At 34.7% G+C, this 20764-nt stretch carries 22 protein-coding genes; 14 read left to right on the top strand and 8 right to left on the bottom strand.

Annotated elements, in window-relative coordinates; translation table 11 throughout:
* The first annotated feature begins 79 nt into the window (after positions 1–79).
* The 5 genes from H7F21_RS10945 (at position 80) to H7F21_RS10920 (ending at position 5448) form a co-directional block, all read left to right on the top strand.
* A complete protein-coding gene (locus H7F21_RS10945) occupies positions 80–1237 on the top strand; it encodes a hypothetical protein (protein ID WP_185789329.1) in 1158 nt (385 codons plus the stop codon).
* Positions 1224–2069 carry a restriction endonuclease gene (locus H7F21_RS10940; protein WP_185789328.1) on the top strand — a complete coding sequence of 282 codons (846 nt, stop codon included), beginning with the start codon at positions 1224–1226 and terminating at the stop codon, positions 2067–2069. Before H7F21_RS10945 ends, H7F21_RS10940 begins: the two co-directional genes overlap by 14 nt.
* Before the next feature lie 193 nt (positions 2070–2262).
* The gene (locus tag H7F21_RS10930) at positions 2263–3438 is read left to right on the top strand and encodes a DmpA family aminopeptidase (protein WP_185789327.1); all 1176 of its coding nucleotides are present in this window, start codon (positions 2263–2265) and stop codon (positions 3436–3438) included.
* Between the two features lie 109 nt (positions 3439–3547).
* Positions 3548–4327, top strand: a complete 780-nt coding sequence (locus H7F21_RS10925) for a hypothetical protein (protein WP_185789326.1) — start codon at positions 3548–3550, stop codon at positions 4325–4327.
* A gap of 68 nt (positions 4328–4395) precedes the next feature.
* Positions 4396–5448: a hypothetical protein gene (locus H7F21_RS10920; RefSeq protein ID WP_185789325.1), complete on the top strand. Its 1053-nt coding sequence runs from the start codon at positions 4396–4398 to the stop codon at positions 5446–5448.
* A 48-nt stretch (positions 5449–5496) separates the two neighbouring features.
* On the opposite strand, the gene H7F21_RS10915 is transcribed toward H7F21_RS10920, so the two are convergent.
* The 5 genes from H7F21_RS10915 to H7F21_RS10895 form a co-directional block, all read right to left on the bottom strand.
* Complete coding sequence (locus H7F21_RS10915) at positions 5497–6402, bottom strand: TIGR01777 family oxidoreductase (RefSeq protein ID WP_185789324.1); 906 nt, start codon at positions 6400–6402, stop codon at positions 5497–5499.
* A gap of 359 nt (positions 6403–6761) precedes the next feature.
* On the bottom strand, positions 6762–7052 hold the full coding sequence (locus tag H7F21_RS10910) for a GIY-YIG nuclease family protein (protein ID WP_185789323.1): 291 nt from the start codon (positions 7050–7052) through the stop codon (positions 6762–6764).
* Between the two features lie 147 nt (positions 7053–7199).
* Positions 7200–7916 carry a tRNA (5-methylaminomethyl-2-thiouridine)(34)-methyltransferase MnmC2 gene (gene mnmC2 / locus H7F21_RS10905; protein WP_185789322.1) on the bottom strand — a complete coding sequence of 239 codons (717 nt, stop codon included), beginning with the start codon at positions 7914–7916 and terminating at the stop codon, positions 7200–7202.
* Positions 7917–8315, bottom strand: a complete 399-nt coding sequence (locus H7F21_RS10900) for a hypothetical protein (RefSeq protein WP_185789321.1) — start codon at positions 8313–8315, stop codon at positions 7917–7919.
* A gap of 37 nt (positions 8316–8352) precedes the next feature.
* A complete protein-coding gene (locus H7F21_RS10895; protein WP_185789320.1) occupies positions 8353–8856 on the bottom strand; it encodes a DUF4920 domain-containing protein in 504 nt (167 codons plus the stop codon).
* A gap of 118 nt (positions 8857–8974) precedes the next feature.
* On the opposite strand from H7F21_RS10895, the gene H7F21_RS10890 reads away from it, so the two are divergent.
* Positions 8975–10045: a branched-chain amino acid aminotransferase gene (locus tag H7F21_RS10890; RefSeq protein WP_185789319.1), complete on the top strand. Its 1071-nt coding sequence runs from the start codon at positions 8975–8977 to the stop codon at positions 10043–10045.
* A 60-nt stretch (positions 10046–10105) separates the two neighbouring features.
* On the opposite strand, the gene H7F21_RS10885 is transcribed toward H7F21_RS10890, so the two are convergent.
* Positions 10106–10492 carry a pyrophosphohydrolase domain-containing protein gene (locus tag H7F21_RS10885; RefSeq protein WP_185789318.1) on the bottom strand — a complete coding sequence of 129 codons (387 nt, stop codon included), beginning with the start codon at positions 10490–10492 and terminating at the stop codon, positions 10106–10108.
* A gap of 73 nt (positions 10493–10565) precedes the next feature.
* Here H7F21_RS10885 and H7F21_RS10880 point away from each other — a divergent pair, with 73 nt between their 5' ends.
* The 6 genes from H7F21_RS10880 to H7F21_RS10855 all read left to right on the top strand — a co-directional run bounded on the left by H7F21_RS10880 (position 10566) and on the right by H7F21_RS10855 (position 16211).
* Complete coding sequence (locus H7F21_RS10880; protein ID WP_185789654.1) at positions 10566–10751, top strand: hypothetical protein; 186 nt, start codon at positions 10566–10568, stop codon at positions 10749–10751.
* 149 nt (positions 10752–10900) lie between these two features.
* On the top strand, positions 10901–12745 hold the full coding sequence (locus H7F21_RS10875) for a tetratricopeptide repeat-containing sensor histidine kinase (RefSeq protein WP_185789317.1): 1845 nt from the start codon (positions 10901–10903) through the stop codon (positions 12743–12745).
* Positions 12742–13362 (top strand): response regulator transcription factor, encoded by a 621-nt coding sequence (locus H7F21_RS10870; RefSeq protein ID WP_185789316.1) that lies wholly within the window; start codon positions 12742–12744, stop codon positions 13360–13362. Before H7F21_RS10875 ends, H7F21_RS10870 begins: the two co-directional genes overlap by 4 nt.
* A gap of 283 nt (positions 13363–13645) precedes the next feature.
* Complete coding sequence (locus tag H7F21_RS10865; RefSeq protein ID WP_185789315.1) at positions 13646–15037, top strand: hypothetical protein; 1392 nt, start codon at positions 13646–13648, stop codon at positions 15035–15037.
* A 53-nt stretch (positions 15038–15090) separates the two neighbouring features.
* A complete protein-coding gene (locus H7F21_RS10860; RefSeq protein WP_185789314.1) occupies positions 15091–15639 on the top strand; it encodes a hypothetical protein in 549 nt (182 codons plus the stop codon).
* Positions 15640–15683: 44 nt separating this feature from the next.
* On the top strand, positions 15684–16211 hold the full coding sequence (locus tag H7F21_RS10855) for a hypothetical protein (protein WP_185789313.1): 528 nt from the start codon (positions 15684–15686) through the stop codon (positions 16209–16211).
* A gap of 204 nt (positions 16212–16415) precedes the next feature.
* On the opposite strand, the gene H7F21_RS10850 is transcribed toward H7F21_RS10855, so the two are convergent.
* Positions 16416–18455: a dipeptidyl-peptidase 3 family protein gene (locus tag H7F21_RS10850; RefSeq protein WP_185789312.1), complete on the bottom strand. Its 2040-nt coding sequence runs from the start codon at positions 18453–18455 to the stop codon at positions 16416–16418.
* A 92-nt stretch (positions 18456–18547) separates the two neighbouring features.
* Here H7F21_RS10850 and H7F21_RS10845 point away from each other — a divergent pair, with 92 nt between their 5' ends.
* Together H7F21_RS10845 and crcB are read left to right on the top strand one after the other, a co-directional pair.
* A complete protein-coding gene (locus H7F21_RS10845; protein ID WP_185789311.1) occupies positions 18548–19564 on the top strand; it encodes an SRPBCC family protein in 1017 nt (338 codons plus the stop codon).
* Entirely contained in the window at positions 19565–19930 is a 366-nt protein-coding gene (crcB, locus tag H7F21_RS10840) for a fluoride efflux transporter CrcB (RefSeq protein WP_185789310.1), read from the top strand.
* Here the strand turns inward: crcB and H7F21_RS10835 are convergent.
* A complete protein-coding gene (locus H7F21_RS10835) occupies positions 19927–20529 on the bottom strand; it encodes a DUF1684 domain-containing protein (protein WP_185789309.1) in 603 nt (200 codons plus the stop codon). The genes crcB and H7F21_RS10835 overlap by 4 nt on opposite strands.
* Between the last annotated feature and the right edge of the window lie 235 nt (positions 20530–20764).

Raw genomic sequence — 20764 nt, 5'->3', positions numbered from 1 at the left:
GTACTGGAAAAGTCAGTGTCTTTTTACACGCTACGTTTTGTATACAAGACCATTCTGAGCAATTAAAATAAAAAACATTATGAATCAACTAAAAGAAGATCAGTTAACATTATTAACTGAATTAAAAAGTAAAGATCTCAACTTGAATCAGCTTTATCTGAATCCTAATAATCCAAGGATTATGGGGAAAAAACGAACTGAAAGAATAGAAGACTCTAGAATAATTGAAAATGCTATCCAAACATCAGTAAACTTAGAGATAATAAAAGAAGGTGTTTCAGATATAGTTGAAAAAGTTTTAAAATTGGGCTTTTTAAAAGTTGACAGAATTGTTGTTCGAAAAATCAAAAATGTTGATGACAAATACGTCGTATTAGAAGGAAATAGAAGAGTTACATCACTAAAAAAACTTCTTGATGAACATACAAAAGGGATAAGAAGTTTAAGCTATGACTTAATCGATTCAATTACTAATCTCGAAGTGCTTGAATATGAGGGAAAAGACGAACAAATCGAATGGATTCTTCAAGGAATTAGACATATCAACGGAATTAAAGAATGGGGGCCATTGCAACAATCAAGGTTTTTAGCTGAAATGTATCTAAATAAAAACATGTCTCCTACTGACCTAGACGAAATGACTGGGCTTGGTAGAAATATAATTTCAAGAAAAATCAAATCTTATTTTGCATGGGAATATGCGAGAAAAGTTTATCATGGTGAAGTCGAAGAAGACCATTATTCAATTTTCCAAGAAGTGATTTTTGCCAGACCAATAATTCATAAATGGTTATTATGGAACGAATCTGAAAGAGAATTTGAAAATGAAGAAAGTTTTCTTTTATTACTTAATTGGTATATCGGAGATGAAGAAGGAAATAGAAAGCTCTATCGAGCTTTAGACGCGCGTGACTTATTGACAAAAGCGTTATTGAAAGAGAATAGCAATATACTTGACAAATTCATCAATAACGATGAATACAGCTATCAGGAAGCAAAATTTGATCTCGACAAAAAAAAGGCGGAAAAAGAAGCGCAACAAGATATTTTAGACCTTGATCAAAGATTAGAATTTGTTCAAAATGCTGTAGGTCAAATAAAGACGCTTCCAATCACTGATATTGTAGAACAAAAAAATAAAAAAGATGACTTTATATCTTCACTAGAAGAACTAAAGAAAGCTGTTTCATTTAATTTACTTACTCTAAAAAACACTGCAGAGTTTGAAGAACAATAAATTGATAATTGAAATAATAGAGTCAATAAATGAATCAGATCAAAAAATCATTAATATATTCTCGTTTCTAGAGAACTATTTGTTAGAAAGGTTTAATAATGATTATGTAGATTCAAACATTGATAAAATAGGTAGTCAGATTATAAATCATTATAAACAAGAAGTTCTTCGTTGTAATAACAAATTTATTACACCAAAATTTGAGATTGCAGATTACAATGAAAATATATTGCTGAAATCTGAATTCACTTTTAACAAAGAAGAACAAGAATTACAGTCTTATAAGATTAAATATAGGGAAGAGGTTTTCAACGCTCTTAAGGATATTTCTTGGCAAAATTTTGAAGAACTCGCAAAATATATCTTAAAGTCTAATCGACTAAGTAAAATAAATATAACACAAAGTTCTAAAGATCAAGGAATAGATTTTTATGGATTTTTACATTTTGAAGACCTAACTCTCAAATCAAATCGTTTATCACGAGACATAAATATCAGATTGATTGGACAAGCAAAACATAGTTCTGTTGGAAATAAGGTCAATCATCAAAAAGTAAGTTCTTTCGCAACAGAAATAAGAAAATTACGAAAGAGACAAAATTCTAATTACTTTACTTGCTTAGATGAAGGCTTCTATGAAAATGAAAACGCGATTGTAGGTTTATTTATTACCAATACAGACTATGCTCCAAAGTCAGAGGATTTTGCAAATGAATATGGAATAATAATATGGGACGGAGAACAAATATCTGATGATCTTTGCATTAAAGAATACATTGACAAAATGCTTAATGAATTAGGTGAAATCGAAATTAAGAGGTTAATAAATTAATAGCAAAGAACAATGTGTATAATTCATTCATAGTACTCAATTACTTACGACTTTCTGTTAGGTATGTACATTCAATTCTACAACAATAAATCTTCCAAAGCCGGTCTCAGATTGGCGTATGTAAAATGAAAACCTTTGTTTTCAATTGACTAACTTCGTACAGCCAACACAACACAAGTCTTAAATACGTATTATGAAAAATATCATCCTTGTTTTTACCATTCTCTTTGCTAGTTTTCAGTCTTATGGACAACAATCAAGAGCAAGAGATTTGGGCATCCCTTTTACAGGAATGCCTGGAGCGCTTAATGCAATCACCGATGTTACTGGTGTAGAAGTGGGTTACAGTACCATCATTTCGGGAAAGGGCGAAAACAATGTTGGTAAGGGACCCATACGAACTGGTGTTACGGCTATTTTTCCAAGAGGAAAAGCTAAAAAATTTAGTCCTGTTTATGCCAATTGGTATAGCCTCAATGGTAATGGCGAAATGACAGGCACTACATGGATCACGGAGTCTGGCTTTCTAGAAACACCTATTATGATTACCAATACCAACAGTGTTGGTGTAGTAAGGGATGCCGTTCTAAAATGGTATGTCGATACGGATTGGTACAATGGTGAAGATTGGTGGTACACCTATCCTGTTGTTGCCGAGACCTATGATGGCTTCTTAAATGATATTTATGGTTTTCATGTTAAAGAAGAACATGTTTTGGAAGCTATTGAAGATGCCTCCAGTGGGGAAATTGCAGAAGGTAATGTTGGTGGTGGCACAGGTATGATGTGCCTTGGTTACAAAGGTGGCACAGGAACAGCATCTCGAATTATAAAAGTAAAAGACTCAACTTATACGGTTGCTGCCCTTGTGCAATCCAACTTTGGTGCCAAGCGAAATTTATCGATTGCTGGTGTTCCGGTAGGATTAGAATTAGAGGAGCATCAAGGTATAGATTACAAAGCACCACCACAATCGAGACGCGAAGAGGGCGATGGCTCCATTATCGTCGTTATAGCTACTGACGCGCCATTGTTACCGCACCAATTAAAAAAAGTGGCACAGAGAATTCCACTTGGTGTTGGCATTGTCGGTGGACGAGGCAGTAATGGGTCTGGTGATATTTTTATAGCGTTTTCTACGGCGAATGAGCAAGCCTTTAATCGTGATGAAACCACTACAGTCACCACTATGCCAAACGATCGTTTAATGCCCGTGTTTGAGGCGACGGTTCAAGTCGTTGAAGAAGCTATTATCAATGCTATGGTTGCGGCAGAAGACATGGAAGGCATTAATGGCAATAAAGCGTATGCCATACCTCACGATTTATTGATTAAAGCTATGAAAAAATACAACCGCTTAAAGGAATAATTACAACAGTAAATCTTCCAAAGCAGGTCTAAGGTTCGCCTAGGTAAAATGAAAACTTTTATTTTCTATTTACTAACTTAGGCCTTAATCAAATAAACGAATTAGAGATATGTATAAAAAACAACTCGCCATTTTATTTGTAATGCTCTTTGCCATTACTGGATATACACAATCCTCAGAAGTGACCATAAAATCAGATGGTATGGAAGCCTCCAACTATCTTAAAATGGATGATTTCTACCTCACACATTACTTATACATAGATTTATTTCTAAGAGAGGGGCTTTTCGTTGATGCCAGCGCAGAGGATGTGTCTACAATATTAAAAGCCATAAAAACTTATGTTTCAGTAGGTAACCCATTAGAAATTGAAATTGAAAAACCTGGTAATAGAAATTATTTAATCAAGATGGCTATCCTAAAGAAAGATGATGGCACAGAACTTCTAATAGCATTTACTAATTGGAGCGTAAAAAAGAAGCTATTTGAAAAAGAAATAAAAATGGAAAACGATTCTTACACGAGATGGTATTTTCTTAATAGTAGTAAAATGACCTATCGACAAGATATGTCGGATCAAACCAACTATGAAGAACTCAATAAAAGTGACCTAGCAAACGCCTATCTATTTGATGAATTAACAGAGAATGATAGTGATATAAAAACAGCTATTGATCAAGCACTTGAGGATGAAAGCTTAAGTATTAATGATAGAATCATGACCCATTTAATCTTGCTGAAATACTATATCTTTAAAAGAGAATCTGAAAAGGTCAACACTCAAGTAGAATCTCTGAAAGAAGAATTCGCAAACAATTCTGAAAGTAATTTAAAAGGTTTAGAAATGGCTTTTAACGCCACAGAATTTCAAATAGAATTGATGAAATAAAACTACAACAAAAGCCATAGGTCTTACTATATTTTGGTTATTTCGGAAAATAACAACTAAGTAAAAGTATGAAAATTAAAAATCTTATACTATTTACGTTCCTTACTTTTATCTATTCTTGCAATGGACAAGAACAAGTAAAACGTAAACCCGTAACTACTAAATATAGAACTTATGGCGGTGAGCTAAGTCGCCCTTCTCAATCCGAAATTCGACTTGACAGTTCCTTGGTCATTAACCAATTTAATGAAAGAAACTTTGAAATCCTTAAACGCTATATCTCGGGAAATCCAAGGTGGGAAATTAGAAAGGAAAAAAAGTACAAAACAGTTAATGGAAAACATGTTCAGTACGAAGTGGTTTATGCAATCAGAAAAGAAGAGCGCAACGGAAATTATGAAACTACATTAAATGGTTACTATTCAAATTTCAATGGTAGCTCAGACATTTATCAGACGAGAGTAATTGTTTCATTTGGAAATTATTATGGACACGGAAGAGATACATCCTATGTTACCTATGCTAATCCAAAAAAGAGAAATATCAAAACAATAATAGAAGCTGAACATTCTGGCACGCCTGGCAATAGTTCATATCTAATATTAAAGGGTAATTCTATCAACATAGAAGTATATGAACAGTCCAAAAAACTAGAACGTGAATTCACAATTCAAGCCCTTAAAGAATTAAACTTTGAATTATCTATGGTTCTTGAAAACGCAAATGAAATTAATACTACAGGAATTTCTCCTTTAAAAGAGTTTTATCCATTACAACCGGACTCAAATTATTTTGATATCGAAGATGGAATGCAACCAGGGATTTATGTTGTAAAAGCTGGTTTGTCAATAAAAGAAAAAGGAATTGTTTACGTAAAAGCTTTTAATTCTAAAACCAATGAGCGTTTATCAGCAGATAGAATGACTCCTAGAACAACAAGAGAGTTAGGTTGGTCTGAAAATGGGAAATCTATATTCCCTTACGAATCTGATTTGACTGTTTACGAAGGAGATTGGAGCAATAAATACAAGGCGAGGTTTGAAATTTGGTTTCAACCTGAAAATGGTGACGAAATAAAACTGACTGAAAAAGATAGAATGATAAATGGGTGGCAAAGATAAATAATACACTGCCAACAACATTTATTACTAATTACAAATAAAAAAGCTTCACATCAATAAATCCTCTAAAGCAGGTCTAAGGTTCGCATAGGTAAAGTGAAAACCTTTGTTTTCTAATTTTTGAGAACTGACACGTTGGCTTTCAAACAATAGCATATGCATCTCACCAAGTGCTAACTTCATGGCAAATTTTGGAATGTTAGGTAAAATTAGTGGGCGTTGCAACACCGTTGCCGCTAGTTTTGTGAGTTCTTTATTCGTGACAGCATTGGGTGCCACACCATTGTAAATGCCTTCCAATTGATATTGTACAGCATGCATAAAGATGCTTGCTAAATCCGTAACATGAATCCAACTTTGCCATTGTTTGCCAGATCCAAAAGCAGCACCTGCGCCAAATTTAATCGGTTGTACGATTTTTGGTAAAGCACCTCCATCATTCGCCAAGACCAAACCAATTCTAATCTTAGCAAGTTTGCAACCCAAGTCCCTAAAACCATCTACGGCATTTTCCCAAGCCACAACCACTTCACCCAAAAAGGACTCTGAGATTTCGGTATGGTCTTCTTCGTAATAATTCACCAAACTGCTTGGATAGATCCCAATAGCACTTGCTGACACCACATAGTCAATGTTATAACCATGGGCTTTAATCGTCTCTTGGAGGAGTTGTGAGGTTTTGGTTCGGCTTTCTAGAATAATTTTTTTGTAGTCGTCCGTCCAACGTTCAGAAATAGATGCACCAACCAAATTAATAATGGCGGACACACCCTCAAAACAGGTGTGATCTATCTCGTTGTTATTAGGATTCCAGTAAAACCCTTTGTAGTTGTCTTCTGTGCTTAACTTCGATTTCGATGTGGTTAAGTAGTGCACCGTAATACCCTGTTCATGACATTGTTTTACAATCTCCTGCCCTATTAATCCTGTCGCTCCTGTTATTAAAACGGTCATTCCCTCTTTTTTGTCAAAGATACGAAAGGCTTAAAGTGGTGGTATGGACTTTAGTTTGGATTTAACGTTTTACACAATCTGTTGTCTAAATGTCAGTTCGAGTGTTTCGAGTTTACGAGAAATGTATCGAGAACCTGTGTAACTCAAAATGCTTCTCGATACAAAATTCCAGAAAAGGAATTTCACTCGAAGTGACAGCATGGAAAAATAGTAGCTTTTGATTGTACCTAATTGTCAGTTCGAGTGGATTTTATACTCGATAGAGGAGAAAATTTGTATCGAGAACCATTATAACTCCAAATACTTCTCGATACAAAATTCCTAAAAAAAGGAATTTCACTCGAAGTGACATCTAGAAATTATTTGAAATTCTTTTTAGATAAATTGGGAAGCTTATCATATTCATTATTAATCAAGGCTTCTTTTTTAGTTCTTGACCATTTTTTGATTTGCTTTTCAGTGTCTATCGCCAGCTCGACATTAGTAAATTCAGCATAAAATACTAATTCTATAGGTCTTCTTGAATAGGTATAACTGTCTTTGTGTTTTCCTGTTTGATACTCTATTATTCTCTGTGATAAGTTAGAAGTTATGCCAGTATAGAAAGTGTCATCTGAACATTTTAGTATGTAGACATAATAGGTTTTCATTTTTCAAATATACTATTCTGTCAGTTCGAGTGGATTTTATACGCGATAGAGGAGAAAATTTGTATCGAGAACCAGCATAACTCAAAATACTTCTCGATACAAAATTCCTAAAAAAATGAATTTCACTCGAAGTGACAAAAAATATGATTATTCTTTTATTGCGCGAAGCATTTCACGCTTCCCAGGAGGACCAGGAAGACGTTCTACGGTAAAACCTACCGCTTGCATCGCACGTCGTACACTGCCTTTTGCAGAATAGGTCACTAAAACACCATTATCTTTAAGGGCTTTAAACATGATGGCGAAGATATCTTCTGTCCATAGCTCAGGTTGGACGCGTGCACCAAAAGCATCAAAATAGATGATGTCGAATTCGGCATTAGCGTCAATAGCCGCAAAGAATTTTTCTTGCTTCTCTAGCTGAAAATTTGGCGTGATATCATGCTGCTTCTCCCAAGGGATGTGATGCATTTTTTCAAATGCTGTTTTATGGGTTTCAGAAATCAATTCTACATAATTGAGCTGCTTGATTTCTTCTTCGGCCACTGGATAGGCTTCAACGCCGACATAGTTGATATTCTGTTTTAGCTTTTCCGCTTCAATCAAGGTTAAAAATGCATTGAGTCCTGTGCCGAAGCCAATTTCTAGGATGTTGATTGGGCTAGATCCTGAAACGCGTTCAGGATGACAGTCGTTTTTATGAGATACTGAATCAAGTTCAGCACAAAAGAAAAGCAAACCATGCTTTAAAAAGACATGATTTGCTTCTTGTATGGCACCATGAATGGAATGGTATTGTTCATTCCAATCTTCTATCTGAATGGTCTTGGAACCATCTGATGTGGTGATGATTTTTCGTCGCACCTAGTTGATGAGTAATTTCTTGATCTTTGGTATTGGACCAACACATTCCGTCTTGTGACAAGCTAAACAATTATTGATAGCTGCATTGTAGCGTTCCTTTAAAGCGACATCAGACAAGGTATCTGCAACGGCTTGTTGTGTCTCTATAAAAACATTTACAAAACTATTCCAAGCTGCCGTTCTTGAATGGCCATTACTCATTTCTGCTGAATGTAGTTTCAATAGGTCCAATGGCATTGGCGCTGGTGTTTCTCCTGCCAAAATCTGACGTTTGGTTTGTAAATTAAAGGCATAGAGCACATTCATCATATTAGCCATTTCAGATGGCTTGTGCATGATGAGTTCAGGCTTCTTTTCTTCTGATTGCTCAGAATTTTCGACCTTATTATTACAACTCAACAAAAGTGATAATGCTATCGTCGCAAAAACAACAGATTTATTGTTCCAATAAGACACCATCAGCTTCAAAATGATATTCGAACTTTGGTTCCGTAATCGCTGCTATTTCTTCTTCAGATTTACCAGCATCCTCAGCATAATGTCTTAATTCGTCAACTGAAGTTTCAGCGACATAGGCCTTACCGTTAATGACCACGTTTCCTTCAGCATTTAAAGGCATAAAGAAACCGTAATCCTTAAACTTTACCATGACTTGATTTTCACCATCCATATCCAAGGTCATCCAGCACCCTTTTTTAGAACACACCTCAACAATCTTAGCTTTCATTTTCGCATTGACTGTATCACCAGCTTTTAAACCTTTGTAGTGCTCCATCATACGCTCAGATGTTAATGCATCTGCATCATTGATCTCCGTACCAAAAGATGCATAAGCGATTTCTTTTTTGACATCTTCAACATTCTCTTCTGTAGTTTTGGTTTCGTTCTTACAAGAAACAATCATTAAACTAGCTGCTAAAAACAGGACTATTTTTTTCATTATTGATATCTTTAGTATTATTAATTTATTGAATTACAAATTTACGAAATTTAAGCCGAAATAGCCTTTTATTAACGGCTTTGATTGTGTATTTTTGCAAAATAAACCAACCGAGATTATGGCTAGTAATTACACTGAAAATTTCACTGTTGAAAAATGTAAAACTTCGAAAATTAATGACGTTGATTTTGATGATTTAAAGTTCGGAAGTGTCTTCTCTGATCACATGCTAGTATGTGATTATAAAAACGGGACATGGGAAGCCCCAAAAATTACGCCATATCAACCTATAACGCTAGAACCATCTTCTAAGATTTTTCATTATGGACAGTCTATTTTTGAGGGTATGAAAGCCTATAAGGATGACAATGGTAGTGTGTTCTTATTCAGACCAACGGATAATTGTAAGCGTCTAAATATTTCTGCTAAGCGTTTAGCCATGCCAGAGCTTCCTGAGGCCTATTTTATAGATGGGCTTAAAGCACTTTTGGAGCTTGAAAAGGATTGGATCCCAACAGCTGAAGGCAGTGCACTTTATATTCGTCCGTTTATGTTTGCTACAGGGCAAGGATTTCATGCTTCTCCTGCTGATTCCTATAAATTTATCATTGCCTGTGCACCTTCGGGCGCTTATTTTTCAGGACAAGTCAAAGTGCTTATTGAAGAACAATATTCGAGATCGGCGAATGGTGGCGTAGGATTCGCTAAAGCTGGTGGTAACTACGCAGGACAATTTTACCCAACGCAATTGGCTAAAGACAAAGGTTACCAACAAGTGATCTGGACGGATGATAATACGCACGACTATATTGAAGAAGCTGGTGCGATGAATATTTTCGTGAGAATCAATGATACTTTATTGACCGTTCCTACTAGCGATAGAATCTTAGATGGTATCACACGAAAAAGCATCCTATCCATTGCGGAAGCCGAAGGTATTAAGACCGAAGTTAGAAAGATCAAAGTAAGCGAACTTATTGAAGCTTCTGAAAACGGCAGTCTTAAAGAACTCTTTGGTGCTGGTACTGCGGCTGTGGTGTCACCAATATCTGGTTTTGGTTTTAAAGGTCAGGATTACGAATTGCCAAAGCTTGAAAACACCTATGGTGCGCTGCTTAAAAAGCGTATCACAGATATCCAAACCAATAAAGTCGACGATCCTTATGGATGGCGTGTAAAAGTGTGTTAGTGATTAGTGCAACTAATTAGTCTAAAAACGAATCCACGACTAAACCAATAGATCCTTAAACTACTTATCTAAAATTTCTTTGATGTGTGGCTTAAAATAATTTGGTCCTTTTAAGACTTTACCATCTTCCCTGTAGATAGGTTCACCGTCTTCACCAAGCTTACTCATATTGCTACGTTGAATTTCTTCGAAGACCTCCTCGATCTTATACTGAAGTCCGTGCTCGATTATGGTTCCGCATAAAATATAGAGCATATCGCCAAGCGCATCAGCAACCTCAACCAAATCATTATCATTTGCTGCTTCTAGGTATTCTTCATTTTCTTCGCGCATGAGCTTATAGCGGAGCATGTTTTTTTCCATACCTAAATCGGCCTTTGGTGTTTCTCTATGTCCTATTTTAAAAGCGGTATGAAATGCCTTAACAGCATTGATTTTATCTTGCATTGAAAATTTATTTTCATTTCCGTGAAAACGGAAATCTTAGTATTTATAATTAAATTTGCATAAAAATAAACTAATGTTCTCTACTGGTCAATTGATTTTTGCAATATTATTCTTCATAGCTTTTGTCATTGCTATTGCTTACCAATATCGTAAAGATCTTAAGATTCATAAACTGCATTACAAGGGCACGGTTTGGATATTAATAGCCTTTATTGGCTTTATTGCGTTGATTGCTGCTGTGAAGTTTATTTTTATGTAATTATCTCCTTTTTAGGTATTTCGTCCGAAATTTCTTAATAAATCTAATTTTGGTTTTATCTTTTTAACTTAATATACCTTGTATCGGGTATGTTTTAATATCAATTTGATTTTCATATTTGCAATAGCAATAAAAACAGACCAACTATTTTGAAAATTACTATTTCTTTCGTCATCCTAATATACTTGTCATTTACATTAGGATTTTCTCAAACACCTAAAGACTCTTTACTTAAAATTTTAGATAATCCGAAATTACCTGATACAACTAAAGCTAACATTTATAAGGATTTTATCTATGAGAATTACTTAGACAAAAAAACCGATAGTGCTTATGCAATGATTCTAGATTTATTGGATTACACAAATACGAATGGCCTAATAAAACAGAAAGCTGATGCTCTAATTTTAATGGGTGATATAGAGCACATATTTGGCGAGAATAATAAGGCACTAACTAACTTTAATAAAAGCTTGAAATTATATCAGCAATTAGATAATTTATCAGGCCAAGCGAAAGCTTTAAACGGAATAGGTATTTCTTACAAAAATATTTATAATCTTGATGAGGCCAAAAAATACTATGAGGAGTCCTTAAACCTTTCTACACAAATAAAAGATACTCTTTTAATGCAAAGAGCATTAATGAACATAGGTAACATTTACAGTTGGAGATATAAAAGTGATATTGCTTTAAACTATTTTAACCAAAGTCTAAAGTTAGCTAAAAACATAAAAGAACAGGCGGTAATATATGTAAATATTGCCTCGGCATATAGGCAGCAAAAGGACTTTATTAAAGCTAAGACCTATATCAATACAGCAATTAAAATAGGAGACTCTCTAAAAAATTTAAATATTTTAGGACACGCACACAGAGGTTTGGGTGTGATTTTTTTTAATCAAAAAAAATATAATAATATCATTTCACCAGCCCAAAAAACACTGAAATATGGAAAACTACTTTCTGACAAAAAAATGATCGATGGCGCCTATTATTTATTGTATGAGGCTTATAAAGGTAAAAAAGTCTTTGACTCTACAATCAAATATATTAATCTAAGAAAAACACAACGCACAACTATCGACGATTTAGCTTCAGTTAAAACCTTTGAGCGAATTAAAATAGACAATACTAGATACAAAGACAGTTTAGTTCATATTGCGAATGAATTAAAATTAGAAATTCAAAATGAAAAAGAAAAAAGCAATATGAGGCTCGCTTGGGGAGGAAGTCTATCAACAGTATCAATCCTAGCATTTTTAATTTTCAAAAATTTAAAACGAAAACAAAGAATAGCAGAGGAAGAACGGCAAAAGCAAATTGAGGAAAAAGAGAAAATACTCAAAGACTTGGAACTACAAACTATTGATGCCATGATTCAAGGTCAAGAAAAAGAACGAGAACGATTGGCTGCTGATTTGCATGATAGTGTTGGCGCAACATTATCTGCTGCTAAACTACAGTTTGAGCATCTTGTAAAGACCCAAAAAAATGCTGAAATCTCAGAAGAACTTATAAAAAAAACAAGTACACTTCTTGAAGATGCTTATGTTGAAATTAGATCAATGGCCCATCTTAAGAACTCTGGAGTCATGGCAAAAAACGGATTGTTACCTGCGGTAGAAAAACTTTCTAAAAACGCCTCTGGTATTAATGGTTTATCATTTGAAGTTCAAAGTTTTGGACTAGAACAACGCTTAGAGAACTCACTAGAAATCACTATTTTTAGAATTATACAAGAATTGGTTACTAATATTATAAAGCATGCCAATGCTACCAAGGGTATTGTACACTTAACCAACCATGAGGACAACCTAAATATTATGATAGAGGATAATGGTATTGGTTTTAATCCAAAACAAGTGACTAAAATAAATTCTGGAATGGGTATTAGCAGCATAGACAAGCGTATTGAACATTTAGATGGTACTTTGACCATAGAATCTGAGAAAAATGAAGGAACAACCGTAATAATTGATATACCATTATGATACGAGTAGCTATAGCTGAAGATCATCAATCACTTATTGATGGTATAAAATTACTCCTAGAATACGAAGAAGATATTGAAGTTGTAGGTACTGCAAATGATGGAGAAGCTCTATTAGATCTCGTACGATTAAAACAACCAAACATTGTCATTACCGACATAAGGATGCCAAAGTGTGATGGTATTATGGCGACCAAAAAAATAAAAAAAGAATTTCCCCACACCAAGGTTTTAGGTTTCACAATGTTTGATCAAAGAGAAGCCATAGAACAAATGCTCGATGCCGGTGCTTCTGGTTATCTTTTAAAAAACTCACCTCTAGACGAAGTACTAAAAGCTGTTAGGTCCGTATATAAAGGCAACACATATTTTGATTCTAACATTAAAGTAGAAGCAGAAGATGACACTAATAAAAAAACTAAGGGTCTCCTCACTAAAAGACAAGTTGAAATATTAGGACTGGTTGCCCAAGGCAAAACTTCTCGCGAAATAGCAGATGAGCTTTTTATAGGAATACATACTGTCGATACACATCGCAAGAATATGATACGTATTTTAGGTCTTCATGGAAAAGGAGAACTAATGCGCTATGCCTTAGAAAAGAAATATAATTTTTAACTTAAAACAACTTGATCATTCTAGTTGCTCAGCGCTCTTACTTCTATATAGCATTCTGTAAAATTATGTATGAATTATCAGAGTTCATCTCTAACCCAATCTTTACTCAAAATAGTGATTCAAATCCTTATTGAAAACAAGTAAGATAGGGTCATACGCTTGCAAAACAGGCTTCACATTCTGTGGCATCATTTTTAGCTCATACCTTAAAAATACCTAGTATTGGGTATTCCCTCACCTTAGATGGTTATGTAGGTTTACACCAACAATAAATCACATAACTATGAAACGATTATTTTTATTATTAGGTCTCTTTTTAGCACTTCTGTCCCAAGCTCAAAACAAAACCTCAACATATACCAAAACCATAAATCTTGACCCCGAAAACAACGGAATGTTGGGCAGTGTAACTATGGTATATGCATTTACCAATTGTTTTGGTGAAGCAACAATGGCTTTTGGTTATAAAAACGCCTATTTTACTGCTGTTAGATATAAAGGTAAAGACTATACCGCTGAAGAACTTGGTTTAAGCAATTTAGATGGTCATACAACAAGCTTCAATGTGCAGGCCAACTACTATTTTGGAAACGGCTTTGTTAACTCAAGTAAGCTTACATATATTCTAAACAACTATGATGTTGGTTGTTATGGACAAACGGATAATATTTCTTCTAAAAACGAAAATCACAATAGCAACCTCAATAGCTTTTCGGTAAACTTTGAAAATGCAACATTCCGTATATCTGGAAGCCTAGCTTTCAAAATTGATAATTACGAGAAAGATAAAGCAAGGCAGAGGCAATTCTTCTCCCTATTAGATCAAGCAGAAAACACCTCCAACCCAGAGGCTCAAATTAAAAAATTGGATGAAGCCATGTCTTATGCCAAAACTGGTGGTGAAAAACGTATGGTAGAAGCTATAAGAGTAAAAGCAGAAGCCAAAATAGCGCAAGCAAAATCAGAAGCAGAAGCAGAAAGATCTACAACGGCATATAGCGATAAAGAAAGCAAAGATGAAAACCAATCTGATAATGAAGAAGATGAAGATGAGGACGAAGATGAAAACCCTAGTTCGACCAATGGCACAACAACCGATTATTCACAATTAACAGACAACACACGGAGAACTGCCGATTTATCTTCAGAAAAAACAACTGCCGCAGCTGGCGCACTCGCCGCCTCAGCAGTTCTTGCCAGTCAAGCAGAACGCTGGGGACTTGGAGGAAGAGCGAATATGGGAGATGAACTTTTCTCTTACGGTCCAGAGCTCTATTTTATGTTTGATGACCATTATGGCATGAATATCCATTATGCTCTTGGAGATGACGACACCTTTGGAACTGAAAGCACTTTTGACGCCTATGAGATTGGAGCTGGATTGATTTTTGATTTTTCAACAACTGGTAAGAACAATCTTGTAGATGATGGCTTTGGACTTGGTCTAGAAGTACTATATGGTCAATTTGAACGAGACATCGTCGGTGAATCAAGCAGTTATAGAAGCTATTTCGAGGAAGGGAGTATATTATCTGTTGGCGCATCCATATATCTAGGAATGTTAAAAATTGGATACACCTATCCTGTTTCCTTCGAACGCTACGAGAATGATACTCTTGATGCTGACTACAGTCCAGGCGGAAGTATTATTGCCGCTCTATTTATTTACTTCTAAACATTAAAAAAACTTAATCATTTTAAACAATAATTAATATAAACTCAAACATTATGAAATCAACTAAAACCATCCTAGTCATTTTATTTTACGTTCTATTTATCTCTTGTGAGAAAGACGACGACATGTCTACATCATCATCTACAGTATATAACGAAATAGCCTTTGCCGAAATCTTTCAAGTTAATGGCGTCGGTGCCACACCTTATGCACTAACAGATGGCGTAACCACAGCAACAAATCAGATTAGCTTAAATCAATTTGGAAATACTAATCTCAATGGATTTGACACTAGAATAGCAGTGCCTACTGATAATTCAGTATCCATAAATGCAAGTTTAAACTCCGTAATTATTATTCTAAATAACGGTATGGAAGTCCCTCCGTTTTTTGCTGGTGGTGAAGTGGGTAGCACTATTGACGCAGGCGACAGTATATTAAGGCAAGAATTTATCTACAATTTTACATACCCAACGAATGCCAACCCGATCAATTTAAGCACAGACATAAATAGAATAGAACTAATTTATGAGTTTGAATATTTAGACAATGAATCTGTAATACACAACAAAATTTTTACTCATACAATATTTGTTGATTAATCATTTCTATCAAAAAAGTTAATAACAATACTAAAACAAAAATTATGTACAATAAAAAAATAAATTATTTGCTTTTGTTAAGCTTAACAACCCTAATATTCTTTTCTTGTCAAACCGATCCTAAGGATGAGGCTAACCAAAACTTAGAACCTTTCATTTCAAGCTTTCAAAAGCTTTACCCTAGTGGTACTTTAACTGAAAATGGTAGTGGTAGTTTTGAGAGCTATACGGTTAACTCGAATGGTACTGTTCGTCTTGCATCTAGTACAAATCCTCAAGTGAGTTGGATAGAGTTTAATGGCCTAGAAATTACTGATACAGGAGTCTATAATTTATTATATTCTCCAAGTGCAAGAATAATGTTTGAAGCAATATACTCGACTACTCTAGATCCTACTTTTTGGATTAACCAGGGAGGAAATCCAAACCAAGGTGGTGTTTTAAATATTATATCTCATAATGATGGTGTTATAAGTGGTAATTACAATATTACAGCTTGGTATTTCTCTCCCTCCCTAAATAGAGAAGTAGGATGGGGATTATCTGGAAGCTTCGAAAATATTCAACTTTAAGTTTTAATACTTTCTTCTTTTTTCATTTTTAACATTTAAATTTTAGGAGTTGTTGCGCTTCGATTGTTCTATTACAAAAGAACGCTATGATTTTTCTCTATTCGGTTTTGATATTAATTGTTATTAATGGATTACTCCTTTGCTTTAGTATAAATAAAAAGCAGCCAAAATAGGCTGCTTTTTATCTTCGATATGTAATCGCTTTTAATTCACCTCTGGCAAATGGCTGTAGGTTTTACTATAGGTTAGCATTTGCTGAGGAAACCCTTCTGGTTGTGTCACCTTGATGGCGGTAATTTCACCAGCATCATTCATTTCTGGCACTAAAACAGGATTTACAAATCCGCTGTAAGGCGCAGATGTAAATTGCTTATTACGTTCTAAAACCTCAGCGTGAATCGCTTGATCTACTTTTACGCCATAACCTTCTACCAAGGCTTCAACTGCATTATAATCACCTTCAGATTTAATACGCTGTGTTTCTCTTAACAGTTGACCAAATAACTCATGCAACTTATCATAATCATTGATGTTAAAATAGGTTTTACCATCACGCGTAACTTTCTCTATGACATTATCTGCTTGTCCCTTTTCAAAAGCCCAAGCCGAAACCCATTGTCTGTTTACCATATGCGCTTCTTCAACATCATCACCAAGATTTAAACGAATGAGCTGTGTCATTAAACCATTTCTAATGTAACCATCGTAAGCCGCTTTTCCAACTGCTTTCCAGTCCTCAACCAAACCTAATTCCTGAAGTTTAGAATCATACAGATAATATAATCCAACTAAATCTGCTCGACCTTCTTCTAACGTTGATGCGTATTTTTTAAGTGTCTCTTTAGTTTCTCCAACACCAGGATTTAATTGCCCTGAAGCGTGACCAATAACTTCATGTAATGCTGTATGTAATTTATCTGCCAACTGTCCGTACTTCTCTTCTAATTCTAATTCTTCGTCATCATTAACAAACTCTTTTAATCGACCTGTGCTTTCCGCATTGTTATAAGCATTGATAATATTACCTAGTGATACTGATTTACTGCCTACTGCCGCACGGATCCAATTTGCATTTGGTAAGTTTACACCTATTGGTGTACTTGGTGAGGCATCTCCAGCTTCACCGGCAACAGTAACCACTTTGTAAGTGACACCTACCACGGAATCTTTTTTATGTTCGTCCATCAATGGTGAATTATCCTCAAACCATTGTGCATTTTCAGATAATACAGACATTTTTTTAGACATATCAAAATCTTTAATCTGAACAATAGTTTCGTAAGAACCTCTATAACCAGCAGGGTCGTTATACACTTCAATAAAACTATTGATGTAGTCAATATTTCCATCAGTTGCCGCAGTCCATGCCACATTGTAGTCATCCCAAGTTTGTAAATCTCCTGTTTTGTAATACTCGATTAACAATCCAAGAGCATCGCCTTGTGCTTTATTTTCTGCAACACCTTGCGCTTTTTCTAACCATTTTACGACTTCGTCAATAGCCGAACCATATAATCCGCCAGATTTATAAACACGCTCTTTTAATACGCCATTTTCTTTTACCAACTGCGAGTTTAATCCAAATGACAGAGGTTTTTCAGGGTCTGGTGATTTTTTCTGCTTATAGAAGTTCTCCACATCAGCCGTTGTAACATCAGGTCCGTAGAAGTTGACAGCAGATAGCAATACGTTATCAACATCTTTGGTTAGGTTAACTTTCTTGGCATCTTTATCATTAAAAATAACATCGAAAGCTGCTCCATCAAGTTTTGTATTGGTAGCCAAAAACAATTCATTTAAATATGCTTTAGAAAATCCTGGCTTCAACTTGTCATTTGAATAATGATGGTGAATGCCATTACTAAACCAAACACGCTTTAGGTAAGTTTCAAAGGCTTTCCAATTGTCAGAAGCTTTATCTCCACTAAAGTTCGTATAAACATTTTCTAAAGCAGTTCTTATTTTAAGGTTGTGTCTGTAGTTTTGGTCCCACATAATATCACGACCAGCCAGACCAGCTTCTGATAAATAATACACTAGTTTTTGTTCTTTTAGACTCAAATTATCCCACCCCGGAATTTGGTACCGTAAAATCTTAATATCAGCAAATTGCTCAACATTATAATTAAACTTAGCTTCTGTTGTTTCCTTTGTACTTTCATTAACAGTACCTTTTGAATCGTCTTTACAAGACAACACAAATACTGCGATAAGACAAACTGTGAATATTGATTTCAATTGCATATGAAGTTAGTTTTGTTATTTCATACAAAGGTAACACTTATAGCACATATCATAAAATTACTATCTTTGAAGAACTACTAAATCAAACTAAAATGAAAGCTCTTAAGTATATCTTATTATTACTGTTGGTTTTAGTCATAGGCTTTTCAATTTACATTGCGGTACAGCCTAATTCTTTTGAAGTTACTAGAACTAAAACCATAAATGCGCCTCAAGCTGTTATATATAATAACATTATAGATTTTAAAAATTGGGAGTCATGGAATTCTTGGGTTGAAGAAAACCCGGAAACTAAAATTATGCTTTCTGAGCAAACTAAAGGCATTGGTGGTTCTTACTCTTGGGAAGATGAAGATGGTGTTGGAACTATGAAGACTTTAGCTACTACCCCAAATTCATCAATTACTCAAGAAATGCAATTTGCCGAGTTCCCTAAAAATGATGTTACTTGGGATTTAAAACCAAATGATGATGGCACCACGGAAGTCACTTGGACAATTTCTGGAAAGGATTTACCATTTGGATTCAAGGCCTTTTCAGCAGTAATGGGTGGTATGGAAAAGCAAATTGGACCTCATTATGAAAGAGGCCTAACCATGTTAGATAGTGTTTTACAGGAGGACATGAGCCGTTACAATATTAAAATTAATGGTATAACAGAATATGGAGGTGGCTTTTACCTTTACAAGACCACAAATGCAAACTCCCAAAACATAAGCGCTAAAATGGGTCAAAATTTTGGTGCAATTATGCAATTTATGAGCCAAAATGGTACAAAGCAGTCTGGCATGCCTTTGACAGTTTATAATGATATGAGTAGTGCTGATGTCATTATGAGTAATGGCATTCCTGTTAATGAACGCATCGACATTCCGGCAGATTCTGATATAGCCATTGGTTTTATGCCAAAAATGAAAGCCTTAAAAACAACACTTACTGGAAACTATACCAATCTAACCCAAGCTTGGGAAGCCGCAAATAAGTACTTGGCAGATAACAATTTGGAACAAACGGATCAAAAGCCTTTTGAAATATACACTACAGATCCGGGCAACTATCCTAATCCTGCAGAATGGCTAACGGAAATTTATATACCCATAAAAAAATAAATGAAGCAACTACTATTAGTATTTGTAGGTGGTGGTTTTGGGAGCGCATTGCGATTTTTAATTGGCAAATGGCTCAATAGTTCTAATGGTGGTTTTCCATATGGTACTTTTGTCGTAAATATTTTTGGATGTTTTATTATTGGTATAGTTATCGGATATTTTTCTAGACAACATTTAAATCAAGATCAAACTTTATTTTTAGCAACTGGCTTTTGTGGGGGCTTCACTACCTTTTCAGCCTTTGCTTATGAAAATCAGGTGTTTTTAAAATCTGGAGATTTTACAAGCTTTGCCATTTATACAATCGCCAGTTTTATTATTGGATTTTTGGCTGTATTCTTAGGGATGTATTTAGTAAAAGCTTAATACTTTTTAAAAGCTTTAACTCCCGCTTCAATAGTAGTAGCTAGGTAATTGTCACGAGGAACTATAGGGCAAGAGTATTTTTCATTATATGCACAATACGGATTATAAGCTTTATTAAAATCTATTTCTATAACATCTCCCGCAGGTATCTTTAAGTCTATATAACGACCACCTCCATAACTTTGACTTCCATTTGTATCATCTAAAAATGGTAAAAACAGATAATCGCGATAGTCTTCAGTTGTCATTAAATCCTCACCTTGGTATACATTTAATTCAAACGATTCTCCTTTTAGTTGAAAAGTTAGGATGCCAAAAACACGTTCTTTAGATTTTCGATCAGTCGTAGTCTTCATTTCAAACCACTCTGAATTCGGTGTCCGTATAAGCTTAGCTTTAACAACATAGGTAGAATCAAATTTAAAGAAATCCAATCCTTTAAAATGCTTTAAATCTTTTGGTTTTAAAGGTGATTTGCTAGCATCCTTATACTCTGCGTTTAGTTCTCTATGAAATTCTGTTTCTTCATTAAGCATTTGTTTTTCTTGCGCACAGCCAACTGAAAACACTAATAAAAGAAGTAGAACAAAATTCCTCATATGTAATTATTTTAAAGTTCAAAAATACAACTTATCAAATTTTATCGTAGTTTTGAATCGTTAAACAAGAACAAATAATGTTAAAAGCAAATAGATATACCAAGCAAACCTGTGTCATTTCTTCGGAAAACATTCGGACGCATTATCTATTGTAGCTATACTTATATACTATTAAACAATATTTAAAAGTCCGACGATACCGTCGGACTTTTTATTTTTAGTGAAGTTCTTAATT

It is taken from the genome of Winogradskyella flava (genome assembly GCF_014243395.1).
Lineage (GTDB): Bacteria > Bacteroidota > Bacteroidia > Flavobacteriales > Flavobacteriaceae > Winogradskyella > Winogradskyella flava.
This window is presented reverse-complemented; position numbering and strand designations above follow the sequence as displayed.